Annotated in this window: 19 protein-coding genes, 1 tRNA gene and 4 pseudogenes; 20 read left to right on the top strand and 4 right to left on the bottom strand. The window is 67.6% G+C overall.

Annotated elements, in window-relative coordinates; genetic code table 11:
* The 5 genes and pseudogenes from ACWD6R_RS12550 to ACWD6R_RS12570 form a co-directional block, all read left to right on the top strand.
* Window positions 1–558: pseudogene (locus tag ACWD6R_RS12550) on the top strand (DEAD/DEAH box helicase); the annotation flags it as partial.
* A 232-nt stretch (window positions 559–790) separates the two neighbouring features.
* Complete coding sequence (locus tag ACWD6R_RS12555) at window positions 791–2,935, top strand: FG-GAP repeat domain-containing protein (RefSeq protein ID WP_451818656.1); 2,145 nt, start codon at window positions 791–793, stop codon at window positions 2,933–2,935.
* Window positions 2,936–3,071: 136 nt separating this feature from the next.
* Complete coding sequence (locus ACWD6R_RS12560; RefSeq protein ID WP_451818657.1) at window positions 3,072–6,140, top strand: FG-GAP-like repeat-containing protein; 3,069 nt, start codon at window positions 3,072–3,074, stop codon at window positions 6,138–6,140.
* 63 nt (window positions 6,141–6,203) lie between these two features.
* Window positions 6,204–7,751, top strand: a complete 1,548-nt coding sequence (locus tag ACWD6R_RS12565) for an amino acid permease (RefSeq protein ID WP_451818658.1) — start codon at window positions 6,204–6,206, stop codon at window positions 7,749–7,751.
* 91 nt (window positions 7,752–7,842) lie between these two features.
* Window positions 7,843–7,915, top strand: a tRNA-Lys gene (locus ACWD6R_RS12570).
* Window positions 7,916–8,181: 266 nt separating this feature from the next.
* Here ACWD6R_RS12570 and ACWD6R_RS12575 read toward each other — a convergent pair.
* The 3 genes and pseudogenes from ACWD6R_RS12575 to ACWD6R_RS12585 all read right to left on the bottom strand — a co-directional run.
* Window positions 8,182–9,045: pseudogene (locus ACWD6R_RS12575) on the bottom strand (tyrosine-type recombinase/integrase); the annotation flags it as partial.
* 84 nt (window positions 9,046–9,129) lie between these two features.
* Window positions 9,130–9,339: pseudogene (locus ACWD6R_RS12580) on the bottom strand (Arm DNA-binding domain-containing protein); the annotation flags it as partial.
* Window positions 9,336–10,055 carry a helix-turn-helix domain-containing protein gene (locus tag ACWD6R_RS12585; RefSeq protein WP_451818659.1) on the bottom strand — a complete coding sequence of 240 codons (720 nt, stop codon included), beginning with the start codon at window positions 10,053–10,055 and terminating at the stop codon, window positions 9,336–9,338. The pseudogene ACWD6R_RS12580 and the gene ACWD6R_RS12585, both read right to left, overlap by 4 nt.
* Window positions 10,056–10,216: 161 nt before the next feature.
* Between ACWD6R_RS12585 and ACWD6R_RS12590 the strand changes: the two genes are divergently transcribed.
* The 13 genes from ACWD6R_RS12590 to ACWD6R_RS12650 all read left to right on the top strand — a co-directional run bounded on the left by ACWD6R_RS12590 (window position 10,217) and on the right by ACWD6R_RS12650 (window position 17,713).
* Entirely contained in the window at window positions 10,217–10,435 is a 219-nt protein-coding gene (locus ACWD6R_RS12590) for a helix-turn-helix domain-containing protein (protein WP_451818660.1), read from the top strand.
* A gap of 129 nt (window positions 10,436–10,564) precedes the next feature.
* Window positions 10,565–10,978, top strand: a complete 414-nt coding sequence (locus ACWD6R_RS12595) for a hypothetical protein (RefSeq protein WP_451818661.1) — start codon at window positions 10,565–10,567, stop codon at window positions 10,976–10,978.
* Window positions 10,975–11,199, top strand: coding sequence for a hypothetical protein (locus ACWD6R_RS12600; RefSeq protein WP_451818662.1), 225 nt, complete (start codon window positions 10,975–10,977; stop codon window positions 11,197–11,199). Before ACWD6R_RS12595 ends, ACWD6R_RS12600 begins: the two co-directional genes overlap by 4 nt.
* Window positions 11,196–11,669, top strand: a complete 474-nt coding sequence (locus ACWD6R_RS12605; RefSeq protein WP_451818663.1) for a DUF2742 domain-containing protein — start codon at window positions 11,196–11,198, stop codon at window positions 11,667–11,669. Before ACWD6R_RS12600 ends, ACWD6R_RS12605 begins: the two co-directional genes overlap by 4 nt.
* Window positions 11,669–13,216, top strand: a complete 1,548-nt coding sequence (locus ACWD6R_RS12610) for a DNA primase family protein (RefSeq protein WP_451818664.1) — start codon at window positions 11,669–11,671, stop codon at window positions 13,214–13,216. Before ACWD6R_RS12605 ends, ACWD6R_RS12610 begins: the two co-directional genes overlap by 1 nt.
* Window positions 13,217–13,536: 320 nt before the next feature.
* Window positions 13,537–13,845: a hypothetical protein gene (locus ACWD6R_RS12615; protein WP_451818665.1), complete on the top strand. Its 309-nt coding sequence runs from the start codon at window positions 13,537–13,539 to the stop codon at window positions 13,843–13,845.
* Entirely contained in the window at window positions 13,842–14,417 is a 576-nt protein-coding gene (locus ACWD6R_RS12620; protein ID WP_451818666.1) for a hypothetical protein, read from the top strand. Before ACWD6R_RS12615 ends, ACWD6R_RS12620 begins: the two co-directional genes overlap by 4 nt.
* A gap of 239 nt (window positions 14,418–14,656) precedes the next feature.
* Entirely contained in the window at window positions 14,657–14,941 is a 285-nt protein-coding gene (locus tag ACWD6R_RS12625; RefSeq protein WP_451818667.1) for a helix-turn-helix domain-containing protein, read from the top strand.
* Entirely contained in the window at window positions 14,938–15,663 is a 726-nt protein-coding gene (locus tag ACWD6R_RS12630) for a hypothetical protein (protein ID WP_451818668.1), read from the top strand. Before ACWD6R_RS12625 ends, ACWD6R_RS12630 begins: the two co-directional genes overlap by 4 nt.
* Window positions 15,660–15,923 (top strand): hypothetical protein, encoded by a 264-nt coding sequence (locus tag ACWD6R_RS12635; RefSeq protein WP_451818669.1) that lies wholly within the window; start codon window positions 15,660–15,662, stop codon window positions 15,921–15,923. Before ACWD6R_RS12630 ends, ACWD6R_RS12635 begins: the two co-directional genes overlap by 4 nt.
* 205 nt (window positions 15,924–16,128) lie before the next feature.
* On the top strand, window positions 16,129–16,332 hold the full coding sequence (locus ACWD6R_RS12640; protein ID WP_451818670.1) for a hypothetical protein: 204 nt from the start codon (window positions 16,129–16,131) through the stop codon (window positions 16,330–16,332).
* A gap of 5 nt (window positions 16,333–16,337) precedes the next feature.
* Window positions 16,338–16,874, top strand: a complete 537-nt coding sequence (locus ACWD6R_RS12645; RefSeq protein WP_451818671.1) for a DUF6879 family protein — start codon at window positions 16,338–16,340, stop codon at window positions 16,872–16,874.
* Complete coding sequence (locus ACWD6R_RS12650; RefSeq protein ID WP_451818672.1) at window positions 16,871–17,713, top strand: helix-turn-helix domain-containing protein; 843 nt, start codon at window positions 16,871–16,873, stop codon at window positions 17,711–17,713. Before ACWD6R_RS12645 ends, ACWD6R_RS12650 begins: the two co-directional genes overlap by 4 nt.
* Window positions 17,714–18,880: 1,167 nt before the next feature.
* On the opposite strand, the gene ACWD6R_RS12655 is transcribed toward ACWD6R_RS12650, so the two are convergent.
* Window positions 18,881–19,735, bottom strand: a complete 855-nt coding sequence (locus tag ACWD6R_RS12655; protein WP_451818673.1) for a DUF4231 domain-containing protein — start codon at window positions 19,733–19,735, stop codon at window positions 18,881–18,883.
* Window positions 19,736–20,049: 314 nt separating this feature from the next.
* Here ACWD6R_RS12655 and ACWD6R_RS12660 point away from each other — a divergent pair.
* Window positions 20,050–20,295 (top strand): annotated as a pseudogene (locus tag ACWD6R_RS12660) (site-specific integrase); the annotation flags it as partial.
* A gap of 177 nt (window positions 20,296–20,472) precedes the next feature.
* Window positions 20,473–22,350 (top strand): pentapeptide repeat-containing protein, encoded by a 1,878-nt coding sequence (locus tag ACWD6R_RS12665; protein ID WP_451818702.1) that lies wholly within the window; start codon window positions 20,473–20,475, stop codon window positions 22,348–22,350.
* Window positions 22,351–22,679: the final 329 nt, after the last annotated feature.

Below are 22,679 nucleotides of genomic sequence, written 5' to 3' on the forward strand. Positions count from 1 at the left end.
CGTGACGACCGTTCGTCGGGCGGCTTCCGCTCCGGTGGCAGCGACCGTCCGTCGTTCAACCGCGACCGTCGTGACGACCGCGGTGGTGACCGTGGTAGTTTCCAGCGTCGTGACGACCGTTCGTCGGGCGGCTTCCGCTCCGGTGGCAGCGACCGTCCGTCGTTCAACCGCGACCGTCGTGACGACCGCGGTGGTGACCGTGGTGGTTTCCAGCGTCGTGACGACCGCCCGTCGGGCGGCTTCCGCTCCGGTGGCAGCGACCGTCCGTCGTTCAACCGCGACAACGACCGCCCGTCGTTCAACCGCGACAACGACCGCCCCTCGTTCAACCGCGACCGTGGTGACGAGCGCCCGTCCGGTGGCTTCCGCTCCGGTGGCAGCGACCGTCCGTTCAACCGCGACCGTCGTGACGACCGCCCCTCGGGCGGCTTCCGCTCCGGTGGCAGCGACCGTCCGACCGGCCGCCGCGACGACCACCGTGGTGGCACGGGCACCGGCACCAACACCGGTTCCTTCGGCCGCCGTGACGACAAGCCGCGCTGGAAGCGCAACGGCTGAACGCAGTGAGCAAGACCTGCTGAAGGTCTGCTGAGAGCGGGCCCGTCCTTTACGGACGGGCCCGCTTTTCTTTTCGCTTACGTCACAATCGGAACGGCTGCTAATATCCGGTGACTTGCACAGGGTATGGACAGGGGTCGGCCGGGGGGCCTTGCGCGATTCCTTTGCGGCAGGCTGCCGTTGACTCCCTGTGTCATTCATGCCTTTTCAGGTATTTCGGGGAGGGACCCTCTTGGCACGCCTTGCTTTCGTACGCAGCCGTTCCGTCGGGCGCGGTCGCGCGGCACTGGCCGCTCTCACCGTGATCGCGGCCGGACTCGGCACGATGCCGAGCGCCAGTGCCGTGGACACGCCGACTCCCGTACAGACCGGCGGGGTCTGGGGCATCGACTTCGCCGGCGGAACGCTGAACACGGTGGAAGTCGGGGCGAGCGGTGAGCAGTTCGTCGTCGCGCGCCAGGTCGCCCAGGACGGATCGACGGTGGGTGACCGGACTTCCATGGGGTATGCCGGCACATTCGCAAACGGTGCCCACATCAAGCGTGTGCCGTGCGACGCCGGTTCCTGCGTACCGCTGCGCGCCACCGGGAACGGCCATGTGGGCTACTTCTTCGTCAACAACGACGTGGAGCGCGCCCAGATCCGGCTGACGGCCAACAGCTATCACTCGGCCGATGAACCTGCGGTCACGGGTGGCCAGTTCGTGGACGTCACCGGACGTTATTTCGTCTACAACGCCGCATCGACCGGAAAGCAGTACATCGACGACGTTTCCGAATACCGCTCGACGGATGTCCGAATGACCCGGTCCATCGGCGCTGCCTCGGTATGGGGAGCCCTGCTGTGGACGTCCAGTTCCACCGCCGGAGCCGTTACCGCGTTCGATCTCGAAAAGAAGAAGACTGTCGAGACGCTCGCCACCGGCGCGCCCTGTGTGGTCAAGGAACTGCAGACCGTAGACCGCTGGATCTACTGGAACTGCGGTACGAGCGGCCCCGCCGGTGTGTACGACCGTACGGCGAAGAAGAGCTTCACCGTTCCGTCCGGTGCCGCACTCGTCGGCGACGGCTATCTCGTACAGCACGACCGCTCCGCCGGGAAGTTGATGCTCACCGACTTCCACACCGGGACAGCCGTGGCGCCCCGGGAGATCGCGGATCTGCCTGCGGGCAGCACCGCCGACCAGCGACGGCTGACCTGGGCCGTGGACAAGTTCGGAGGCGACATCGCGTACGTCGGCCCGGACCACGCGATCCGGTTCGTGCAGAGCGATGTGCCCGCACAACCGCTGGCGAAGATCGAGTCCGATCTCGGCGACGGTCATCTCGACTACAAGAACACCTACGGCACTGGCAGCCAGTACTGGAACAGCACCTGGCAGCTCAACAAGTCGGCGAGGTGGACCTTCACGGTCAAGGACGCGCTCGGTCGCACGGTCCGCATGTTTTCCGGGGATTCCGGTGCCGAGGTCAAGGTCGGGTGGGACGGCAGGACGGACGCGGGCAGCTACTCCGTCAACGGCCCCCACACCTGGACGCTGAGTGCGAAGGCCACCGACGGCGACGGCACGTACACCACCAGTGGGAAGATCGCGGTCAGTGGCGGCCTGCAGGGCCACCACGACCAGGGCGGCTACACCTTCGGTGAGCTGGTCACGCTGAACCCCTCCGGCGGCCTGACCCTTCATTACACCGAGGGCAAGGGCACTTTCGACTGGAAGCGGTCCGCCTCCGGCTGGCCCGCGGGCACGGTCGCCGTCCCGTTCGGGGACATGGGCAGCGACCGGTGCTCCGAAATGCTGATACGGATGCCGAACGGGGAGCTGCGTCGGTACGCCGGCAAGTGCGGTGACTCGTACAAGCCGACCAGCAGCCACACCTCTCTGGGCACCGGCTGGAACGCGTACAACGTACTGACGGCGCCCGGCGATCTGACCGGGGACGGCCGTACCGACCTGCTTGCACGCAAGACGTCCACCGGTGACGTCTACCTCTTCGCCAACGACGGACACAGCAAGCTGAAGCCCGGCGTGAAGATCCGTTCGGCGTGGGGCGGCTACACGAAGATCGTGGGTGCGGGAGACCTCAACGGTGACGGGTACGGCGATGTGCTGGCCCGCCACAAGGACGGGACGCTCTACCGCTACAACGGCACCGCCACCGGCGTGCTGAAGGACCGGGTGAAGGTCTTCTCCGCGTGGGGTGCCTCGTACAACACCGTTGTCGGAGTCGGCGACATCACCGGTGACGGCAGGGCCGATCTGATCGAGCGGGACTCGGCCGGGAAGCTGTACCGCAACAACGGTGACGGCAAGGGCTCGTTCGGCGGCCGTACGCAGATCGCCACCGGCTGGCAGACGTACAAGGGAATTTTCTAGGCACGCGCACGGACATGGTCGGGCGTGCGCACGGACACTTTCAGGCGCGCGGCAGGGGCCGGAGGCCGGGGACGCACAGGCTCCCGGACCTTCGCTTCCGCCGCGCGGGCAGCAGCTGCAAGAAGGAGAACCCAGGGTGAATCGTCGTGCCCTTGTCGGCGGCAGGACCGCTGTGACCGCATCACTCGTCGTCGCCGGCCTCGGGCCGCTCACCGCCCCGGCGGCCGCGGCGGAAACCCCGCAGGGCAGCGGATCCGAGGTGGTCGTCCCTGCGGGAGCCCGCTATCTGCCGCGCACCGAGAACCTCAGGGCAGCGGGGGAAACCGGGTATCTGCACACCCAGGAGGGCACGTCCGGCATGCTGTGGACGGACTACGCCACGGGGACCACCACCGCCGTCACCGACCTGGCCGGCAGTGCGAACGCAGGTCTCTTCGCGCGGCAGCCCGCAACGGGCCGGGTCGCCATCAGCGACCCGGCCACCGGCCGGAGCACAGAGGTGGTGCTGCCCGCCGGACACTTCTGGTTCGGTGCCTTCGGCCCGTCCGCCGCGCTCAGTTACGAGCGGGCCGCCGACCGGACCATTTCGGCGCTGCACCTGATCGGCGTGGCGGACGACGGCGAGGCCACCGATACGCCGCTTCCGGCCTCCGCCCTGCCCGCAGGTACGAAGTCGGTCCGGGTCCTCACGCAGGACCTCGACGGTGCGGTGCTGGAGACGAACAGCCCGACGGGCCGGAAGCAGCTGCTCATCGGCTACGGCGACGGCAGCGCGGTCGAGGTGTTCGCCCCGCTCATCCCCAAGCCCACCTCCGTCGTCCTGTCCGCGGGCCGGATCCTCGGCTACACCCAGGGGCCGGCGACCGCGTACACCGTGCCCCGTGACGAACCCGGCGCAACGCCCGTGACCACCGCGATCCCGGCCCTGCCCGACGTCTACCGGCAGCCCGTGGTGGAGCTCGCCACGGTCGGGGACTGGATCCTCGTCACCCGTGCGGAGCCCGACTGGGGGATGCGGCCGGCGGAGCCCCTGATGGCAGTCCCGGTCGGTGGCGGCGCCCCGGTCACCCTGCTGGACAAGGCCGTCGGCCAGCCGGCGGTCACCCCTGGCGGTGATGCCCTCGTCGTGGGCGGCAGCGGCTCCGAGGACTGGGCGGTGCGGCGGATCTCGGCCGACGGTTCCGGGGCCCCGGTGCTCTCCACGGTGCGGCGGGTGGAGCCGATGCCGGCGCAGATCGACGCGCTGGCACTCGGCGGCGGGCGGCTGTCCGTGGTGGCCGCGTCCGACAAGGACGTCGACCGGAACCTGTACGCGTACGACGTCGCCGCCACCGGCACCCCGACCGTCGGCGCGCGCAACCTGGTCAGCCGCTTCCCTGTGACGACGGACGCCTGCACAGCGGATCCGGTGTGTGCGCCGCTGCACGCACTGGGCAACGGCCGGGTGGCCTACAGCTGGGGCACCATGGTCGAGGCACCCATCGACGCGACCGGCTACGCCTGGGTCGATCTCCCGGCCGAAGGCAACCGGATCATCGACTCCGCCGGCCGCTACACCGTGATCAACAGCGGCAACGGCAAGCAGTACATCGGGGACTTCGAGCAGTACCGCGACACCAACGTCACCCACACCCGGGCGATCACGGCCGCTTCGGTCTGGGGCACCAAGCTGTGGAAGCCCGGCCCCACCGCAGGCTCCCTCAACTCCTACGACCTGAAGACTAAGAAGACGGCCGACGCCATCAACCTCGGTTCCGGCTGTGTGCCCAAGGAGCTGCAGGCCGTCGGCCGCTGGATCTACTGGAACTGCGGTCCGGCCGCGAAGTCGGGAGTCTGGGACCGCACCGCCGGAAAGAACATCGCCGTCCCGTCCGGCGACGCACTGCTCGGCGACGGCTTCCTTGTACGCCAGGACACCACCGCCAGGAAGCTGCTGCTCACCGACTTCCACGGCGGCGCGGGCCAGGCGGCGGTCACCTCCGACCTGGCCGCCCTCCCGGACGGCGGCACCTCGTCGGGGCGGTGGGTGGACTGGACCGTCGACAAGTACGGCGGCCAGGTCGCGTACCGCGACCGCGAGCAGCGCATCCACCTCAAGCAGATCACACTGCCCCGCTCCCCGGTCTCCGTCATCGAGTCGCGCACCGACGACTACGTCTTTCCTCGCAACACCAGCAACCCGAAGGGCTGGCACGGCACCTGGCAGCTCTCCCGGCCGCCGGTCTCCTGGAGCCTCGCCTTCAAGAACACCGCGGGCAAGACCGTGCGTACCCTCCGCTCCTCCGGCCACGAGGGAGCGCTCGTCACCGCCACCTGGGCGGGCACCGACGACAATGGCGCCATGGTCACCGGCGGGAAGCACAGCTGGACCCTGACCGTCGACGCGGGCGACGGGCCGCGCACCGTCAGGACCGGCAGCCTGCACCTGACCGGTGCGAAGAGCGCCTTCCGCGACAGTGACGGGGACGGCGACGGGGAGCTGCTCTCGCTCACCAATTCCGGCCGTCTGGAACAGGGGTCGGTCTACGGCAACGGCTGGATCGTCAGCAGCTCCAGCGGCTGGAACACCGGCTACCGCTTCGTCGAGTTCGGTGACATGGACGGTGACCGCTGCGTCGACACGCTGGTACGGGACACCGCGGGCACGCTGTTCCGCTACAGCGGCCGGTGCCGGGGCGTGGTCGCCAGGAACAGCCCGCGCAAGGCGGTCGGCGGCGGCTGGAACCAGTACAACGTGCTGACCTCGCCGGGCGACATGAACGGCGACGGCAAGGCGGACCTGATCGCCCGCCAGACCTCGACCGGCGATGTCTATTTCTACGCGGGCAAGGGAGATGCCACGTTCAAGCCCCGGGTACGGATCGCCACCAACTGGAAGGCGTACGCGCAGATCACCGGCGCGGGCGACCTCAACGGCGACGGCCGGGGCGATCTGCTGGCCCATGACACCAAGGGTGTCCTGTGGCGCTACTACGCCTCGGGCGACGCGAAGGTGATCAAGGCGCGCACCCAGCTCTTCACGAAGTGGGGCGGCTCGTACAACGCGGTGATCGGCGTCGGCGACATGACCGAGGACGGCAAGCCGGACCTCCTCTCCAGGGACGGCCACAACGACCTGTGGGTCAACGCGGGGAACGGAAAGGGGTCGTTCGGCGCACGCAAGTCGGTGTACAGCTCCTACACCGGGTACAAGGCGCTGTCGTAAGGCGTCGGTTTTGTGACAGGATCCGGCACATGTCAGGCCCCCGGTGAGGGAATCGCTGGGGGCATGACAACCAACTCCCCCGTTCCGTCAGCGAGTTCGGAGAGTCCGGCGAGTCCGGCAAGTTCACCCGGATCCGACGAGGCGAGGCTGGCCGAACTCGGATACACCCAGGTCCTCGCCCGCCGGATGTCGGCATTCTCCAACTACGCCGTCTCGTTCACGATCATCTCGGTGCTCTCCGGCTGCCTCACGCTCTACCTCTTCGGCATGAACACCGGCGGCCCGGCCGTCATCACCTGGGGCTGGGTCGGCGTCGGCCTGATGACGCTGTTCGTCGGCCTGGCGATGGCCGAGATCTGTTCGGCGTACCCGACCTCCGCCGGCCTCTACTTCTGGGCCCACCGGCTGGCCCCGCCGCGCTCGGCGGCGGCCTGGGCCTGGTTCACGGGCTGGTTCAACGTCCTCGGCCAGGTCGCCGTCACCGCCGGGATCGACTTCGGGGCGGCGTCCTTCCTGGGCGCGTATCTGAACCTCCAGTTCGACTTCGAGGTCACCCCCACCCGTACGATCCTGCTGTTCGCCGCGATTCTGCTGCTGCACGGACTGCTCAACACCTTCGGGGTCCGCATCGTCGCGATCCTGAACAGCGTGAGCGTGTGGTGGCACGTCCTCGGGGTCGCCGTCATCGTCGGCGCCCTCACTTTCGTACCGGACTCGCACCGGTCGGCGTCGTTCGTCTTCACCGAGTTCGTCAACAACACCGGCTGGGGCAGCGGCTTCTACGTCGTGATGATCGGCCTGCTGATGGCCCAGTACACCTTCACCGGCTACGACGCCTCCGCCCATATGACGGAGGAGACCCACGACGCGGCGACGGCGGGCCCGCGCGGCATCGTCCAGTCGATCTGGACCTCCTGGATCGCCGGCTTCGTCCTCCTGCTCGGCTTCACCTTCGCCATCCAGTCGTACGACGGAGCCCTGAACTCCTCGACCGGCGCCCCGCCCGCCCAGATCCTCCTGGACGCCCTCGGCGCCACCACCGGCAAGCTCCTGCTGCTGGTCGTGATCGGCGCGCAGCTGTTCTGCGGGATGGCGTCGGTGACCGCGAACAGCCGCATGATCTACGCGTTCTCCCGGGACGGTGCACTCCCGTTCTCCCACGTCTGGCACACGGTCAGCCCCCGCACCCGCACCCCCGTCGCCGCGGTCTGGCTCGCCGCCCTCGGCGCGCTGGCACTCGGCCTCCCGTACCTGATCAACGTCACCGCGTACGCCGCAGTGACCTCGATCGCGGTGATCGGCCTCTACATCGCGTACGTCATCCCCACCCTGCTCCGCCTCCTGCGCGGCGACGAATTCACCCCGGGTCCCTGGCACCTCGGCCGCTGGTCCCGGCCCATCGGGATCGTCGCGGTGGTGTGGGTGGCGGTCATCACGGTCCTCTTCATGCTGCCGCAGCTGTCCCCGGTCACCTGGGAGACGTTCAACTACGCCCCGATCGCGGTCCTGGCCGTCCTGGGTTTCGCGGCGACGTGGTGGGTCGTGTCGGCCCGCCACTGGTTCCTCAAACCGGATCACAAGCGCACGAGCGCGGGCATCGCCGCCGAATGAACGACCCCCGGAGGCGGCTCGACGGGCCCGGCAGCCGATATCCGATCGGCGGCCGGGCTCCGGCGGGCTATGCTCAGGGGTGATTCGCCGAGGGCCGTTAGCTCAATTGGCAGAGCAGCGGACTTTTAATCCGTTGGTTGTGGGTTCGAGTCCCACACGGCCTACCGATCGAGTCACCCGCAGGACCCCCGCTGACCTGGTCAGACGGGGGTTCTGTCGTTCCCGGGGCCTGCCCGGTGGTGGAATCCGTCGCCGAGGTGGTCACTGACTGGTCACACTCGCCATCGGCCGGTGCAGACTGCCCGCTCTTGCGTGCCCGCGGGATGAGCGCCGCTGCGCGGTCGGCCGCGTCCCGTCCGACTCCGCCGAGCAGATGCGAGTAGGTGTCCGACGTGATCGTGATGGTGGAGTGGCCGAGCCGCTTCGAGACGATGGCCATATCGATGCCGGCGGCGAGCATGAGCGACGCCTGACCGTGGCGCAGATCGTGCAGACGGATGCGGCGCAGGCGCCGGCGGTCGACGTCCGGGAGGTGCGCGTCGTCATCGAACCGGACGGCGGCGACCAGCTCGGCGAACAGCTTTGTGACGTCGTCGGGCCGTAGCGGTTTGCCGTCCTCGCGCGCGAACACGAGGCCGTGCTCGGCGTACGCGTCGCCCCACTGGTCGCGCTCGGCGTCCTGCTGCAACTTGTGGGAGAGCAGAGCGCCGACCGTAACCTCGTCGAGGTCGATGACGCGGTCCTCGCCGGACGCGGTCTTCGGCTTCCCGAACGAGACACCCATGTGCCCAGCCTCACAGTAGGGGCACGGGGCGGGCGCCTGCTTCTTCTTCAAGCGCCCGGACTCCTGCACAACCTGCTGCCGCACCACGATGATCCGCTGAGCTAGGTCGATGTCCTCCCAGCGCAGGCCCACCGCCTCGCCGCGGCGCATACCTGTACCGGCGACGACCTCGAACATGGCGCCGAGCCGGTGTGTCCCGATCGTGTCGAGGAACTGGCCGAGCTCGTCGGGCTCCCACGGCTTCACATTGGGGCGCTGAGACGCGGGCAAGTCCACGTCCTTAGCTGCGTTGAACGTGATCAGGCGACGGCGCACGGCCGTTGAGAGGGCGCTCCGCAGCGTCGCATGGACGCGGCGCACGGTGGCGGCCTTCCGCTTCCCGTTGTCGAGGGTGGCGAGCAGCTGGTCGACGTGCGACGGGCGCAGGTCCCGCAGCCTTAGGCGGCCTAGCTGCGGAACGAGGTACTCGTCGATGTGGGAGCGGTACGCCCGGATCGTCGAGGGGCGCAGGCCGGCGCGCTGCTTCAAGTCCAGCCATGTACCGAGCCATGTGGTGACGGTCTGCCCGTCGTCGTGGGTGTAGCTGCCTTCGTTGACGCGGCCGAGCAGCGCGGCGAGGGCCTTCTCGGCGTCGTCCGAGGTGCGGAACCCGCCCTTGCGGGCCTGCTTACGCTTTCCGTCCGGGCCGAACCCGACGTCGGCAACGTAGTACCAGGCGCCGTGGTCCTTGCGGCAGTTGATCCGGGCGCCTTTGGCGTTAACCGCGGCCGGGCACTTGCAGCGCTTGTAGGTCGAGCCCTTCACAGCTGCCCCCAGTCGTCGTCATTGCGTGGCGCATCGTCGCGAGGGCCACCAGGGTTCGCAGCGTGCATAGCTTCGATCCCTTCCCAGAACTCGCGATTGGGCAGGTAATCGGGAAGGGGCGGTGGTGTCATGCCCCGCAGCCTCAGTTCGTCTCGGGCGTTCATGAATTCTTCGCCAGCGTTTACAGCCTCCCTGCGGGCGATGTCTGCGAGGTCGAAAAGGGCTTTACGGAGATCCGCCTCGTGTTCAGGGTCGAGCTTGGCGGTGCGTTCCAGGTGCAGTTCCTCGGCTCGGTAGTGCGACTGCATCTTGCGGAGCGCAGATTCGACTTCTGCGAAGAGATCGATGCCTGACATGTGGGCAGGCTCGCCCAGATCGAAATGAGTCTCACCTTCACGGCGCCACCATCCGGCCGCGTCGTACGTGTCGAAATCGAAGCCGGGGAACAGTTCTACCCGGGCCTCGTAGCCCACGGGGAATACGAGCGAAACGGGGGAGACGCGTAGCGCGCGGGCGAGGGTCAGCAGCTCCGCAAGCGTGATGGACTCGCGCCGGCCGTTCTCCAGATTGCTGATGACCGATCGCGGGACCGCGTGCCCCACTTCAGCGCATCGGTCCGCCAGTTGCTGTGCGCTCATCCCGCGCTTCGTCCGAAAGCGTCGCACCTCGCCTGCCACCCGCGCAGTGAGTCGGGCTTCCCAACCTTGTTGCTCCATGGAAGAGCAACGTACAGGCAAGATTGATCTGTGGCTAGCCGAGTCGTGAGAGTTCGGCTAATGTCGCCCTTGGCCTTGATCTGTCATGGGGTAGAACTGGAGAGGTTTGCGTCATGACGAGGTGGATCGTTAGGCGTATCGAGGTCCCACGAGAGGACGACATGACCATCGAGGAAGCTCTCTCCCTCCCCGTCGCCGTGAAGTTCGACGACTCGAACCGCGCCCTCGGTCTAGGGCGCACCACGGCCTACGAGCTCGCCCGGCGGGGTGAGTACCCGCTGCCGTTGATGCGACTCGGTAGGAACTACCGCGTTCGCCGATCCGACATCCTCCGGTTCCTCGGCATCGAGGACCCGATTGCCGCTCCCGTCGCGGCATGAAGAACGGCCCTCGCCAGGGTTGCTGCCCTAGCGAGGGCCTCAGCGCCATCCCTTCCCCTGCAAAAGCAGAGGCCCCGGATCGCGGCCAAACGAGTCCCGGGGCCCTGCGAACGAAAAGAGAACGACGCCGTGACCATCTTCGCAGAATCCCCTGCCGCCCTGTCTGCTCTGCTCGACGCGGACCGCGCCGCCACTGCGGTCGCTGCCCAGCGTGCGGCAACCCTCGTCCCCGTCCCGGAGGCTGACGCGGTCCGAGCCGTCATCATGGCCGCCGCAGAGGCACCCGGCCAGCTCCTGCCGCAGGTCGCCGCCGCCCGCGCGGCCGAGGACATCCAGCGCGCCGCCGCCCAGGTCGAGGCCGAACACGCCGGCCTGCCCGCCTCGGAAGGCGAGATCCGGGCATTCATCCGCGCTGCCTACGCCTACCGTGACGACCTCGCCGCCGAAGCTAAGACCGCCGGGCAGGACCCCGCGCAGGCCCGCCGCGTCGCCGTGATCACCATGCAGGCGATCGTGCGCGCAATGGCTGGTGAGGTGTCGTGACCGCCCTCGCTCGCCGCCACGCCGCGGCTCTCCGCACCGCGCCGCTCCCCTGCGGCAAGCATCGTGACCCCGTACTGCACCAGGTCGCACCGCACGGCCGGTCGACGTATGGACTGGCCGCGCCGGACCTGGCTGCTGAACTGTTTCGGCTTGCCGCTCGCGGCTGGCAGCCGTGGGAGATCACTGCCCGTCTCGACCTGCGGGAGGTGACCGCAGCATGACGCGCCCCCGCACCGTCGAGCCGGACGCCGTCGCCCTCTGGGCATCCGCTCAGGTAACCGCGCTTGGAGTCGACACGTGGCCGCCCTACGGCGGGGACGCCTGGCGGGCGCTGCTCGCCGACGACCCCCGCAAGGCCGCCGCGATCTTCGAGGCCGCCGAGTACTGGCGCCAGGACCGAGCCAAGGCCGACGAACTCGACCGACTGCTCTCCGATGACCCCGAGGAGTGGTACCGGCGGGTGACCGCCGACGCTGATGCCGAGGCCCGCCGGATCGCCCCCGCCCTTGCCAAGCGGCCCACTGCCGCCGAGGTCCGTGCCCGCGCCAGCCACCGCCCGCCGCGGCCCGTCACCGCTACCCCAGGCTGGCCGCCCGTCGCCATCCCCGGCCGCCCCGACTGGCACAGGCACCTGATCGACGGCCGTCAGGCCGACCTCCCCACCAACCAGGGCCAGGAGCAAGCCGCCTGATGACCGCCGCCTACGGCGACTCCGTGCCGCCGGCCAGGCCCGAACCTGTGCCGGTGGTTCGGCTGTTCCCGCACCTCACCCGCGACTACGTGCCGACGGTCGCCGAGCCGTTGGCCGAGTCGCCGCACATCCCCGCCCCGACCAACCCCATGGCCGTTGCCCGCGCCCTCCTGCCCGCCTGGCAGGCACACGGAACGTTCACGTTGCGGCACTGGCGCGGTGCATGGATGCGGTGGCGCGGCCCGCACTGGGACGAAGACGCCGCCGCAGCCATGCGCGCCGACCTCTACCCCCGCGTCGAGCACGCCACCTACACCACCATCGACCGCAACGGGCAAGAGAAGACGGCTGAGTGGGCCCCGACCTCGGCAAAGATTGCAAACCTCATGGAGGCCATGGCCGCAATCGTTCATCTGCCCGCCGATACGGAGCCGCCCGCTTGGCTCGCCGCGCCTGTCCGCGAGCACGAGCAGCGCACCATTGTGGCCTGCCAAAACGGCCTGCTCGACGTCACCACACGCGACCTGCATCTGCTTACCCCGATGTTCTTCAACCGCGTGTCGGTGCCGTTCGACTACGAGCCGGAGGCACCCGCCCCGGAACGCTGGCTCAGCTTCCTGAGCGCCGTATGGCCCGACGACCCCGAGGCGATCCAGGCCCTACAGGAGTGGTTCGGATACGTCCTGTCCGGCCGCACCGACCTACAAAAGATGCTGCTTATCGTTGGCCCCATGCGGTCTGGGAAGGGCACGATCGCCCGGACCCTGACGGCTCTGGTCGGCAAACGCAACATGACCGGGCCGACCATGTCGAGTCTCACGACGAACTTCGGCCTCGCCGACCTCGTCGGTAAGTCGCTCGCCATCGTTGCCGACGCTCGACTTCCCCGGCAGGGCGCAGAGACGATCGTCGAGCGGCTGCTGACCATCTCCGGTGAAGACGCGGTCACGGTCGACCGCAAGCACAAGGAACCGTGGTCCGGCCGCCTCCCGGCGCGGTTCATGCTGCTGTCCAACGAGCTGCCGGCGTTCCGAGACAGCTCCGGCGCGATCGCCTCCCGGCTGCTCATCCTCACTATGTCCATCTCGAACCTGGGGCGTGAGGACACCACCCTTGAACGCGACCTGGCCCGCGAGTTGCCCGGCGTCCTGAACTGGGCCCTCGACGGCCTCGACCGCCTCACGAGCCGCGGGCGCCTCGTCGAACCTGACTCCTCGACCGAAGCCGTGGCCCTGCTCGAAGCGAGCACCAGCCCGATCCGCGCGTTCCTCTCCGACTGGTGCCACCTCGACGCCGACGCCACCACGTCGAAGGACGGACTCTACGAGGCGTGGCGCGACTGGTGCCGCACGGAAGGACGCGACCACCCCGGCACGAAGCCGACGTTCAGCCGCGACCTGTTCGCTGCCGGCGTCGGCATCAAGGAGACCCGCGTCAGGGTCGGTGGACTCCGAGTTCAGTCGTACTCGGGCGTCCGCCTCGACCGACCAGCAACGACCGGCCACGGCTGGTCAGGGTCTTGGTCAGGGCCCGGTCAGGGCGGATAGCCCGATAAACCCGCAGGTCACGACGGGCGGTCAGGGCGGTCAGGGCGATTTCAAAAAGCTTTCCCGCGCACACAGACACACACGCGCACTTCGTCGGAAGAAGTTCCCCGACTCCACCCTGACCGCCCTGACCAACCAGGCGCCACCTGCGGGAACGCGGCCACCCCTCACCCTGCCCACACCCCGCCCAGCCCCCTGACCATCCCCGGCACCGCGAGCATCCGCGAACCGGGCCCCCTACCCCAGCCCCCGCGTCCGCGACCGGTCGCGCCGCCCCTCGCGCGCAGGCACGCGGACATGTACGAGAGGAACCCCACCCCATGAGCACCGCCCCCACCGGACCGGCCGCGAGCGGCTACCCCGGCCGCGACCAGCTCGATGGAGCCAACCAGCGCTTCCGCCGAGCCCTGGCCCGCCTCGCCCGCGAAGGACGGCGCCACGACCCCACGCTCCTCGCCGCCGTCGAGCGGATCGCCGCCGACGCGGCCGGCACCCTCGACCGCCTCGCCGTTGCTGCCACCGAGGCCGAGGGTAACTCCGCCCGCCACCGCGCCTCCATCGATAGGGAGCAGCAGAAGCTCGACCGCCTCGTCCGGAAGCTCGCCCACCGGGGAGGTGTGCCGCGGTGACCAGCCGCGTCAACGACGCCACAGCCGCCCGTATCGCAGCCATACGAGCCGGCCATGGCCAAACCGTCCAGCGGACAGCGTTCGCCGAGCGACGCGCCTACGGCCTCACGCAGCGCCATGCCGCGAAGCGCCACCTTCCCGGCCGGGTCCACGTTGAGCAGCGACCAGACGCCGCCAACGAACAGCGGTGCTACTGCCCAGAGACGGAGCCCGCCATGACTGCCACAGTGATTCCCCGCGAACAGGCGATTGCCAACGCGCGCCGAGTTCTCGACGCCGCCTGCCGGCGTCGTGACGCGGACTACGCTGCCGGACGCCTCACCGGCGAGCGCCTCGCCGCTTTCGAGCAGTTGCTCACCGATATTGCCCTTGCTCTGCAAGCCGACGCGACCGCTCCGACCTCGGAAGAAGGCTTGCGCCGAGCAGAGGACGCCAGCGGGCGTGCCTTCTCGCGCGACACCCTCGACCGGCTGGGCCGTGAGCGAACCGAATCCGTTTGGCAGCCGAAGATCATCGCCTACATGGACAGCGTCGCGTCGCTTCCGGAACGACGTTGGAGTGCCGATGAATAGCCCCGACCGTGACCAGGGCGTGAGCACCCCAGCCGTGACCTGCGACAACGCCCCGACCATCGGATATCAAATCCGTAGGAATTTGGAGGGCGTACAGCCGCTCGACGTTGTCCGCGATGACGGATCGGTCGTCATCCCCGCCGCGGTCGCGGGTGATGTGCTCCGCGCGCTCGTACGGGACATGGCCGCACGCGTCCGGGCCGACGGGGGAGAGGTCCCCGCAGGGGTGCGACGCCTGCGTGCTGCACACCGCCGCGCAGCGCACCGAACAGCAGGCCGACGAACACCGCACCACGCCTGTAATCGAACAGGGTTCCGATATCGGCTCCGCGCCGCAGCCGACTGCCACCGTGGCTTACGTGTCGGTAGGAGAGGCCGCCGCACTACTCGGATGCTCGACCGAGTATGTGCGGCGCCTCGCCCGCGCCGGCACCGTTCGGGCCCGACGCATCGGCGCCCGAGCGTGGGCAGTCGATCCGGCCGCCCTCGACGACTACCGCCACGGAAGGACATCCGCACCATGAAGACCGCACCCCACCCCGCCGACGCCGTCGAACAGGCCGCCACCGAGGCCGCCGAAGCCGACGCGCTGCTCGCCGCACTCGAAGAGCGCGTCCGTGACGGAGACGACACCGTGACGCCCGACCAGCTCGCCAGTACCCGCGAACTCGGCACGTTCGCAAAGCTCCGTGCAGAGGCCGCCCGCCGTAAGGCCGACCGGACTGCCGCCGCCGCGGCCGAGCGGGAGAGGGCCGCCACTGTCGCCCAGGCGGTCGCCCTGGTCGCCAAGCAGGGCGACGCCGCCAAGGTGGCCGCCGCGTACGACACCGCGCGGGCCGCCGTGGCCGAGCTGGTCGCGGTCACGGCCACGCATGATGACGCGATCCGGGAAGCCTCCGCCCTGCTCCGAAAGGCCGGCGCCGGACCGCAGCACCGGTACGTCCCGGTGCAGCACGACGGCTACATAACCAGTGAATCGGAGGTGGCGCCCGCCTCGCCGACCGCGCCGACGGTGGCGCAGGAGGTCGGGGCCGCGTCTCTATCGTTCGGACCGGGCCGAACTCACGGTGAGGTGGGTACGGGGCCGGTGCTGGTTACTCTGCTCGCCGATGCCGCCGGTTTGGTGCAGATGCCGATTGGGCAGCCCGAGTTCGCCCGAGCCTCGCTCGCCGAACATGCTGGCCGGAACCGCGACCAGGTCCGCGTCTTCCTCGACCGCGCCGCCGCCAAGGACGGTGCGAAGTGACCAGCCGCGAACACATCACGGAGGCTGCGCCCGATCCGGCACCGCGCCGACGGGTGGCGGAGCAGGCGGGTTGGGTGTCCCCGGCCACGGTCCGGCACGCGGAGATGCACGAGCGCCTGGCCGTCGAGGACGCGGTCGACCGGTTCCGCATGCCGGAGGCGCGGGCCGAGCTGGAGACGTGCGGGCAAGCCGACCGGCAGCGCGTGTTCATCGAGGACCACGACCGGTACGAGCGGCTCATGAGCGAGCGGGCCGCGTAGGCCCACCACAGACCAGAGCGCCCGCCGTTCCAGACCGGCGGGCGCTCTGCTGTCCGTGCAAGCCGGCATGCGTACCAGCACACGGGATGCGCCTTGCGCGCAATCGAGGCACGTTCGATCAGCCGCGCAATCTGTCGCAATCCCCGGGTGCAGCACCGCCACACGCCGCATGCTGGTACCCCAACAAGCCAGGACGGAGCACCACATGACGCTCAAGTTCATCGGCACCACATCCGACAGCGGCCAGTGCCCGACCCTGTACGAGGTCGAAGAGACTGGGGACATCGTCGTGCAAGGCGACCGGCTCACCGACGCCGAGCACCTCGCGCAGCTACGGGACGTGAAGGACTCAGAGACGTTCGTCGTGATCCCTCGCGCCCTCCTTACCCGCTTCGCACCCAAGGAGTAGACCGCGTGCCCGAACTGACAACCTTCGAGGACGCAGCCCACCACTTCGAGGACTTCGCACACACCGCATGGCGACTGGAAACCCAACGCGGGTACGCCGTAGACCGGATCGGCGAGAAGTGGCGCCAGTGGCAAGCAGGCGAGCCCCTCGGCTACGACCCGGGTAACCCATGGCACTCCCTCGTACGCCGCGCCACCGAGGCCGGTAAGCGCTTCGAGCGCGTGCGCCTGGTCGATGCTCCACCCACCGAGGGCCAGCGCTACCTACTGGCCAGCGCCCGGGGCAACGTCGAGGCCGGCGAGGACATCCGCAACATGCACCGGGCCGAAGCCGAACGGCACGGCTTGCCCACCTTCGATTTCTGGCTCTTCGACTCCCGAACCGTGGTCGAATTCGTCTTCGATGACGTCGGCAACACCCGCGGCGTGTACGTCCGCAACGATCCTGCGGACGTCCTCGCCGCATGCCAGGCGCGCGACGCGGCATGGCACTACGCGACCCCCACGGCCGAGTTCACGGCCCAGGTACCGTCTGCCGTGTGAGCACGGACTTTCAGACTGCGCGGGTCGCCCTCGGCGCTCGGCTGCGTGAACTGCGCACCGACGCCGGGCTCAACGGGAAGGAACTCGCCAGCCGCCTGGTGTGGCAGCCGTCGAAGGTGTCGAGGCTGGAGAACGGCAAGCAGACCGCGACCGCGGCCGACCTCGAAGCATGGGCGGTCGCGGCCGGCGCTTCCGATGCCGTAGACGACCTGCTCGCCCGGCTGCGCAATCTGGAGACGCAGCACCAGTCGTGGCGCCGTCAACTCAGTGCCGGGCACCGCGCAGTACAGGAGCGCATCGGAGCCGAGCAGCAGGTCACGACCAAATGGCGCGGGTATGAAACCAGCGTCATACCTGGTCTGTTCCAGACACCGGACTACGCCCGGCACGTCTTCCTGCACGGTTCGAGCGTGCACCGCTCCCCGCAGGACACAGAAGACGCCGTCCGGGCCCGCATGCGGCGCCAAGACGTCCTGTACGAGTCGGGTAAGACGTTCCGCGTACTGCTGTGGGAAGCCGCCTTGCACGTCATGCTGTGCGCTCCCGAAGCCATGGCGGGGCAGCTCGACCGCCTGGCCGGGCTGATCGGCCGCGACAACGTTGAGCTAGGCGTGATCCCTCTCGGAGCCCCGGCAGCCACCACGATGAAGCACGGTTTTTGGATCTTCGACGAGCAGCGCGTGACGGTGGAAACCGTGAGCGTCGAGCTACGTCTCGACGGGGCCCAGGACATCGAGCTGTACCAACGTGTGTGGGACCGGCTGAACGAAGCGGCGTCCTACGGCGCCGCAGCGCATCGACTGATCGCCCGCGCCCGCACTGGACTGCCGAGCACATAGGCAACGCACGGCAACGCATCTCCGACTACCCGCAATTGCTCGCAATCGAACCGCGGTTGTGCAATCTCCCGACCTAACGTCGATCGCATGGCAACAGAGGCGAGCACACCCCAGACCACAGTTTCCGGCACCTACGGATGGTGCCACTACCACCAAGGCACGTCTGGCACCGCGGTCATGGTCAGCATCATCGAGCAGGGGTCCGGCCCAGGTGCCGGCCTGTACGCCTGCGCGCCTTGCCGAGAGCAACGTGGATTGGCCCCTGTGGCCGAGCAGCCGCAATGACCGACGGTGGCCAGGCCCCCGCATGCCGCATCGGCGAGCACGACATGTGTCCCGGACCGCTGGCTATCCGACGCGCTGATGCCCCCGCGTGGGAGGCCCCCATCGAGACCCTCTGTTGCGCGTGTTCCTGCCACGCTTCGTAAAGGGTGCTCGTCCAGTTCTGGGGATCTTGGCCCCGCTCGCGGAATCCCTCGCAGGTCTGGGCTGACCACCCTCCAATTGGGGCAGCTTCGGAGAGTCTGCGAGCACCGAACTAAAGAACGTCCGTGCCCGCAGGGCAGGGCTCCCGCTTCCCACGCGCGTGGAGGGTCGGGATGACTAGACAAATCATCTCGTTTCCTCAGGGGCCATAAAACAGCAGGGCTACCCGCTGGGCTTTAACTGTCGATTTACGAGACGTCTCCCGGAGAACGAGGGCGTTTCTGGGCGACGATGGAAGCCGCGTCTCGACCTGGCGGGAGCCGCCACTCAACTACGTGCAGGCCTGCTAACTCGATGACCTCCTCGGGCACGCCCAACCGGTGCAGAGGCGTAGCTCCATAGCGGTCGAGCCAGGCAATACGTCTCGCTTGCTCACACGACTCAAGGTCCCGCCACGAATCGAGGACTGCCCCAGGAGCAATCGATGCACCCAGCGATCGCTGAAGCACTACGTGCCGCACGAGCGGCATGTATTCCACGGGGTCTCGCGCGAGAGCGACGAGACACCAAGCAGTCGATTCGGACATAGATGCGCCGTGAGCAGCTACGAGGCGTCGAGCCCTCCATTGCCAGAGTGGGGCGAGGAGCCATCTGGTTTGTTGCGCCCTCACTTCCGGTCTCCAGCAAGCCACGTCAAGCATCTCACCGCGGTGGAGAGGGCCGGGATCGGCAGAATGAACATCAGCTCGCACGCTCCTCATTCCCGGAGCTGGATGTTTCGAGCTGAAGCTCGCGCTTCCGCTGCTCTTCCTTCAGCCGTTCCACATAACGGGCAAACATTCGAAGCCGTTCAGCTTCAGGAAGCGGCGGCTCGTCATCCCGGCCAGCGTATTCGTCGAGCATGAACTGCGAAGCGTTATAGTGCTTCTCGATATCATCGGCAGTGGATTGTAGGTTGTATCCCCGTTCGCGAAACTTGAAGTATCCGGTCACACCTGCCGAAATTCCGACGAGCGCACTGAGGGAAGCCGCAGAAAGGCGCAACACCTGGCTACTGCCCTCATTCATCGCCGCAAGCGTCGAAGTGACGATTGACCCAGTGATGATGATGCCCTGGAAGACGTTATGAATCCGCCGATTTTTGTTCGCTGATTTTCGGTACTGATCAATCAAATCAAGCGAGGCTTCGCGATAGATCCGGAGCCCGGAAGGTGAGTCAAGAGGTAGCTTGGCAGCAGCAGTTTGTCGATCCTGGAGCGCATTGCGCAATGCGCCAGTTCGGTCGACGACTTTCTTGCGGTTCTTCCATAGCGCCCATCCCATCACTACCCAAAGGCAGTTGACGATGATAAGCCCAGCCCATCGAGTGAACACTGGCTGTGACTTCCACAGCCCTACGATAACCGTGTAGCCGAGGAGAAAGGTAAGGATTACGCCGCCCAGCAGACATAGAACATAGATTCTCTGGAAGGTCCGTGAGGTCCTCAGGTCATCTTCGATCTCATCGAATCTCTTGACACTACTTCGGTATTCCTCTTGCCGCCGAGCCTCATCTGCCTCGGAGATTTCATTCGGCTCGATACTTCCCTGACTCACTAGCAGCCCCCGCCTAGTTCAACCACCCCAGTGGCAGATGAAAGCCCCATGCTTTCAGCGACACAAGTGGGAGATCGTAGAACTGACCTACCAGACCAGCAAGAACGCCTTACGCGCCATTGCTCCTGGGAGGATTCGCGCCAAGATCCCTATGGCGAGAACTAGTTCATCCCAACAGGTGCGATTTTCGTCAAGGGCAGATACAGGCCATGATCAAAATTCGGTGATCTATTCCAAATAATTTCCGAGAAGAAATCTTGCCCCCCTAAGGAATGGTTCGCCGGGCAGACGAAGCTCCTGGTGAGACGCGTTAGGACGGTTCCTGGCTGTACGCGGACACCGTCTCGAAGGACTTCCGGCGCCTGATTCGAGGAGATCGGCCTCCCGCCGATCGGTCTCCGCGACTTGCGACACCGAACGGCGACGGTCACGAAGGGGGCGGCGGCGACCTCCACACCATCAAGGTGACGCTGTGGCACTCCATCATCACGCTGACCTCGGACACGTACACGAGCCTGCTTCCCGAGGTCGACCAAGCGCCGAAGTGGCAGTGCAACTGATTCTTCGTACGTGCCGGTCCGCCTCCTGACCAGGTGCTGCCGGCGCATCCGCTCACGCATCGCTCACGTACGGGCCGCCCAGTGCCTTTTGGCTGTCGGAACGCACGGAAGATTTCAGTGCTGCCGTCTCGGAGGCGTGCTCGGCAACCATCGGCCGTGTTCGATCGTCCTTCGGGTATGCCATACCAAAGCCTCGAACCGCCCCCAGCTCCGCCTGACTGGCTGCACTGTGGCTTCGGCACTACCCCGGAGGACCCGGTCGGCTGCCGCGGAATCCAAGTCCCTGGTCACACCACCTGTCTCGCCCACCTGACCGATGCCGACCGCGACACCTACCTGGCCGGCCTGGCGGCCGGCGCCGACACCGACCACCGCGGCACCCTCTTCACCGAACCGCTTCTCCAATCATTCCTCGACGCCCTCCGCGACCCAGCCACCGGACACCCCCGCCTCGGCGCCGCCCGGTTTGACTCGGCGACCTTCCAAGGCACCGCCCAGTTCGAAAGGGCGACGTTTCAGGGCCACGCGTGGTTCGACTCGGCAACCTTCCAGGACCTCGCGTGGTTCGACTCGGCAACCTTCCAGGATCTCGCTCGATTCGAATCGGTGACCTTCCAAGGCGCCGCCCATTTCGACTCGACAACCTTCCAGGGCTACGCCGGGTTTAGATCAGCGACCTTCCAGAACATTGCATGGTTCGACTCGGCAACCTTCCAGGACACCACCAAGTTCGATTCGGCGGGCTTCGAGCACCTCGCCCAGTTCGGCGCGGTGACCTTCCAAGGCGCCGCCCACTTCGTGCGGGCAACCTTCCAGGGCATCGGCCAGTTCGGGTCGGCAACCTTCGAAAGTCACGCCTCCTTCGGGTGGGTGGCCTTCCAGGGTGCCGCCCAGTTCAGGTCGGCGGTCTTTGAGGGCGATGCCTATTTTGAAGGGGCGACCTTCGCGCAGATGGTCACCCTCGGACCATTGGTGTGCGCCGGTCGGGTTGTGTTATCGGAGGCGACGTTCAGCGGCCCGGTGACCCTCTCGTTCGCCGCGCGCCGCGTGGAGTGCCTGAGGACCCGCTGGTCGTCAACGGCCGAGGTACGTCTGCGCTACGCCATGGTGGATTTTGCCCACGCGGTTTTCGAATACCCCCTCACGATTGCCGCGGAGGCGGGCCCTTTCCTTCTGTCCAACGGACAGCTGGTGGACGAACAGGCTCTCGCCGACGCGCCAGACGCCACGGTGCGCCTGGCTTCGTTGCGTGGGGTAGATGCGGCCCATCTGGTCCTCGCCGACATAGACCTGTCGGGGTGCCTGTTCGCCGGAACCGTGCATCTGGACCAGCTGCGGCTGGAGGGCACCTGCTCCTTCGACAGTGTCCCGCCTGGTACGCATTGGCGGCGCTGGCGCCCTATACGGTTCACCCAACGTCGTACTCTCGCCGAGGAACACTCCTGGCGCGCACGTCAACCGGCAGCAGGGCGGGGCTGGAACGTGGCGGTGTTCGGCGCCGGACACGTCGGGCCAGCGCAGCTGGCGCCCGTGTACCGGGCGTTGCGCAAGGCATTCGAGGACAGCAAGAACGAGCCGGGAGCGGCGGATTTTTACTACGGCGAGATGGAGATGCGCCGCCACGACCGCACCGGCACCACTCGCGCCGAACGCGGACTGCTGCACAGCTATTGGATGCTGTCCGGCTATGGCCTGCGCGCCTCCCGAGCGCTGGGCTGGCTCGCTGCTGCCATGCTCGTCACCATCGTGCTGCTGATGGGCTTCGGGCTTCCTCGGGACTCCCCGAAGCAGGAAGCGACCGGCACCGTGCCGCCCGGCGGTGGCAGGGTCACTTTCGAGATCGACAAGGCTGATCCCCAGAACCCCACGGGGGAGAGGATCACAGGTAAGCGCTTCGAGAAGGCCCTGAACGTCACACTCAACTCGGTGGTGTTCCGCTCCTCCGGCCAGGACCTGACCACCGCCGGCACCTACATCGAGATGGCGTCCCGCGTGACCGAGCCAGTCCTTCTGGGCCTGGCGGTCCTGGCCGTCCGTAACCGCGTCAAACGCTGACCCGGCGCTCCCGCCGCCCAGCACCGGCAGGACACCGGAACCACCGAGCCGAAGGGATTCGGGCCAAGACGCCGCCCACTGATTGGGGCACTGGGTGGCGCCGTTTCGTACCAGGGGCGCGGTGGTCACGTGGTCACAGAACTGATCACGGACGCGCTGAAGTTGCCCGGTACGGGATGGCACAAGGTTGTGGGGCTCTAGCCTGTTGACCTGCACGGGAGCCGAGAATTGTCATCGGGCATCATCCGGCGGCACGTCTGAATTCGAACTTTTAATCCGTTGGTTGTGGGTTCGAGTCCCACACGGCCTACGTGTTGCAGGGAGGGAAA

The sequence above is a fragment of the Streptomyces sp. NPDC005151 genome, assembly GCF_053599875.1.

Coding starts and splice junctions, on each gene's coding strand:
- ACWD6R_RS12610 (WP_451818664.1), top strand. CDS start 11,669: ATGACCGCCGCCTACGGCGACTCCGTGCCGCCGGCCAGGCCCGAACCT.
- ACWD6R_RS12590 (WP_451818660.1), top strand. CDS start 10,217: ATGACCATCGAGGAAGCTCTCTCCCTCCCCGTCGCCGTGAAGTTCGAC.
- ACWD6R_RS12615 (WP_451818665.1), top strand. CDS start 13,537: ATGAGCACCGCCCCCACCGGACCGGCCGCGAGCGGCTACCCCGGCCGC.
- ACWD6R_RS12665 (WP_451818702.1), top strand. CDS start 20,473: ATGCCATACCAAAGCCTCGAACCGCCCCCAGCTCCGCCTGACTGGCTG.
- ACWD6R_RS12640 (WP_451818670.1), top strand. CDS start 16,129: ATGACGCTCAAGTTCATCGGCACCACATCCGACAGCGGCCAGTGCCCG.
- ACWD6R_RS12630 (WP_451818668.1), top strand. CDS start 14,938: ATGAAGACCGCACCCCACCCCGCCGACGCCGTCGAACAGGCCGCCACC.
- ACWD6R_RS12565 (WP_451818658.1), top strand. CDS start 6,204: ATGACAACCAACTCCCCCGTTCCGTCAGCGAGTTCGGAGAGTCCGGCG.
- ACWD6R_RS12605 (WP_451818663.1), top strand. CDS start 11,196: ATGACGCGCCCCCGCACCGTCGAGCCGGACGCCGTCGCCCTCTGGGCA.
- ACWD6R_RS12585 (WP_451818659.1), bottom strand. CDS start 10,055: ATGGAGCAACAAGGTTGGGAAGCCCGACTCACTGCGCGGGTGGCAGGC.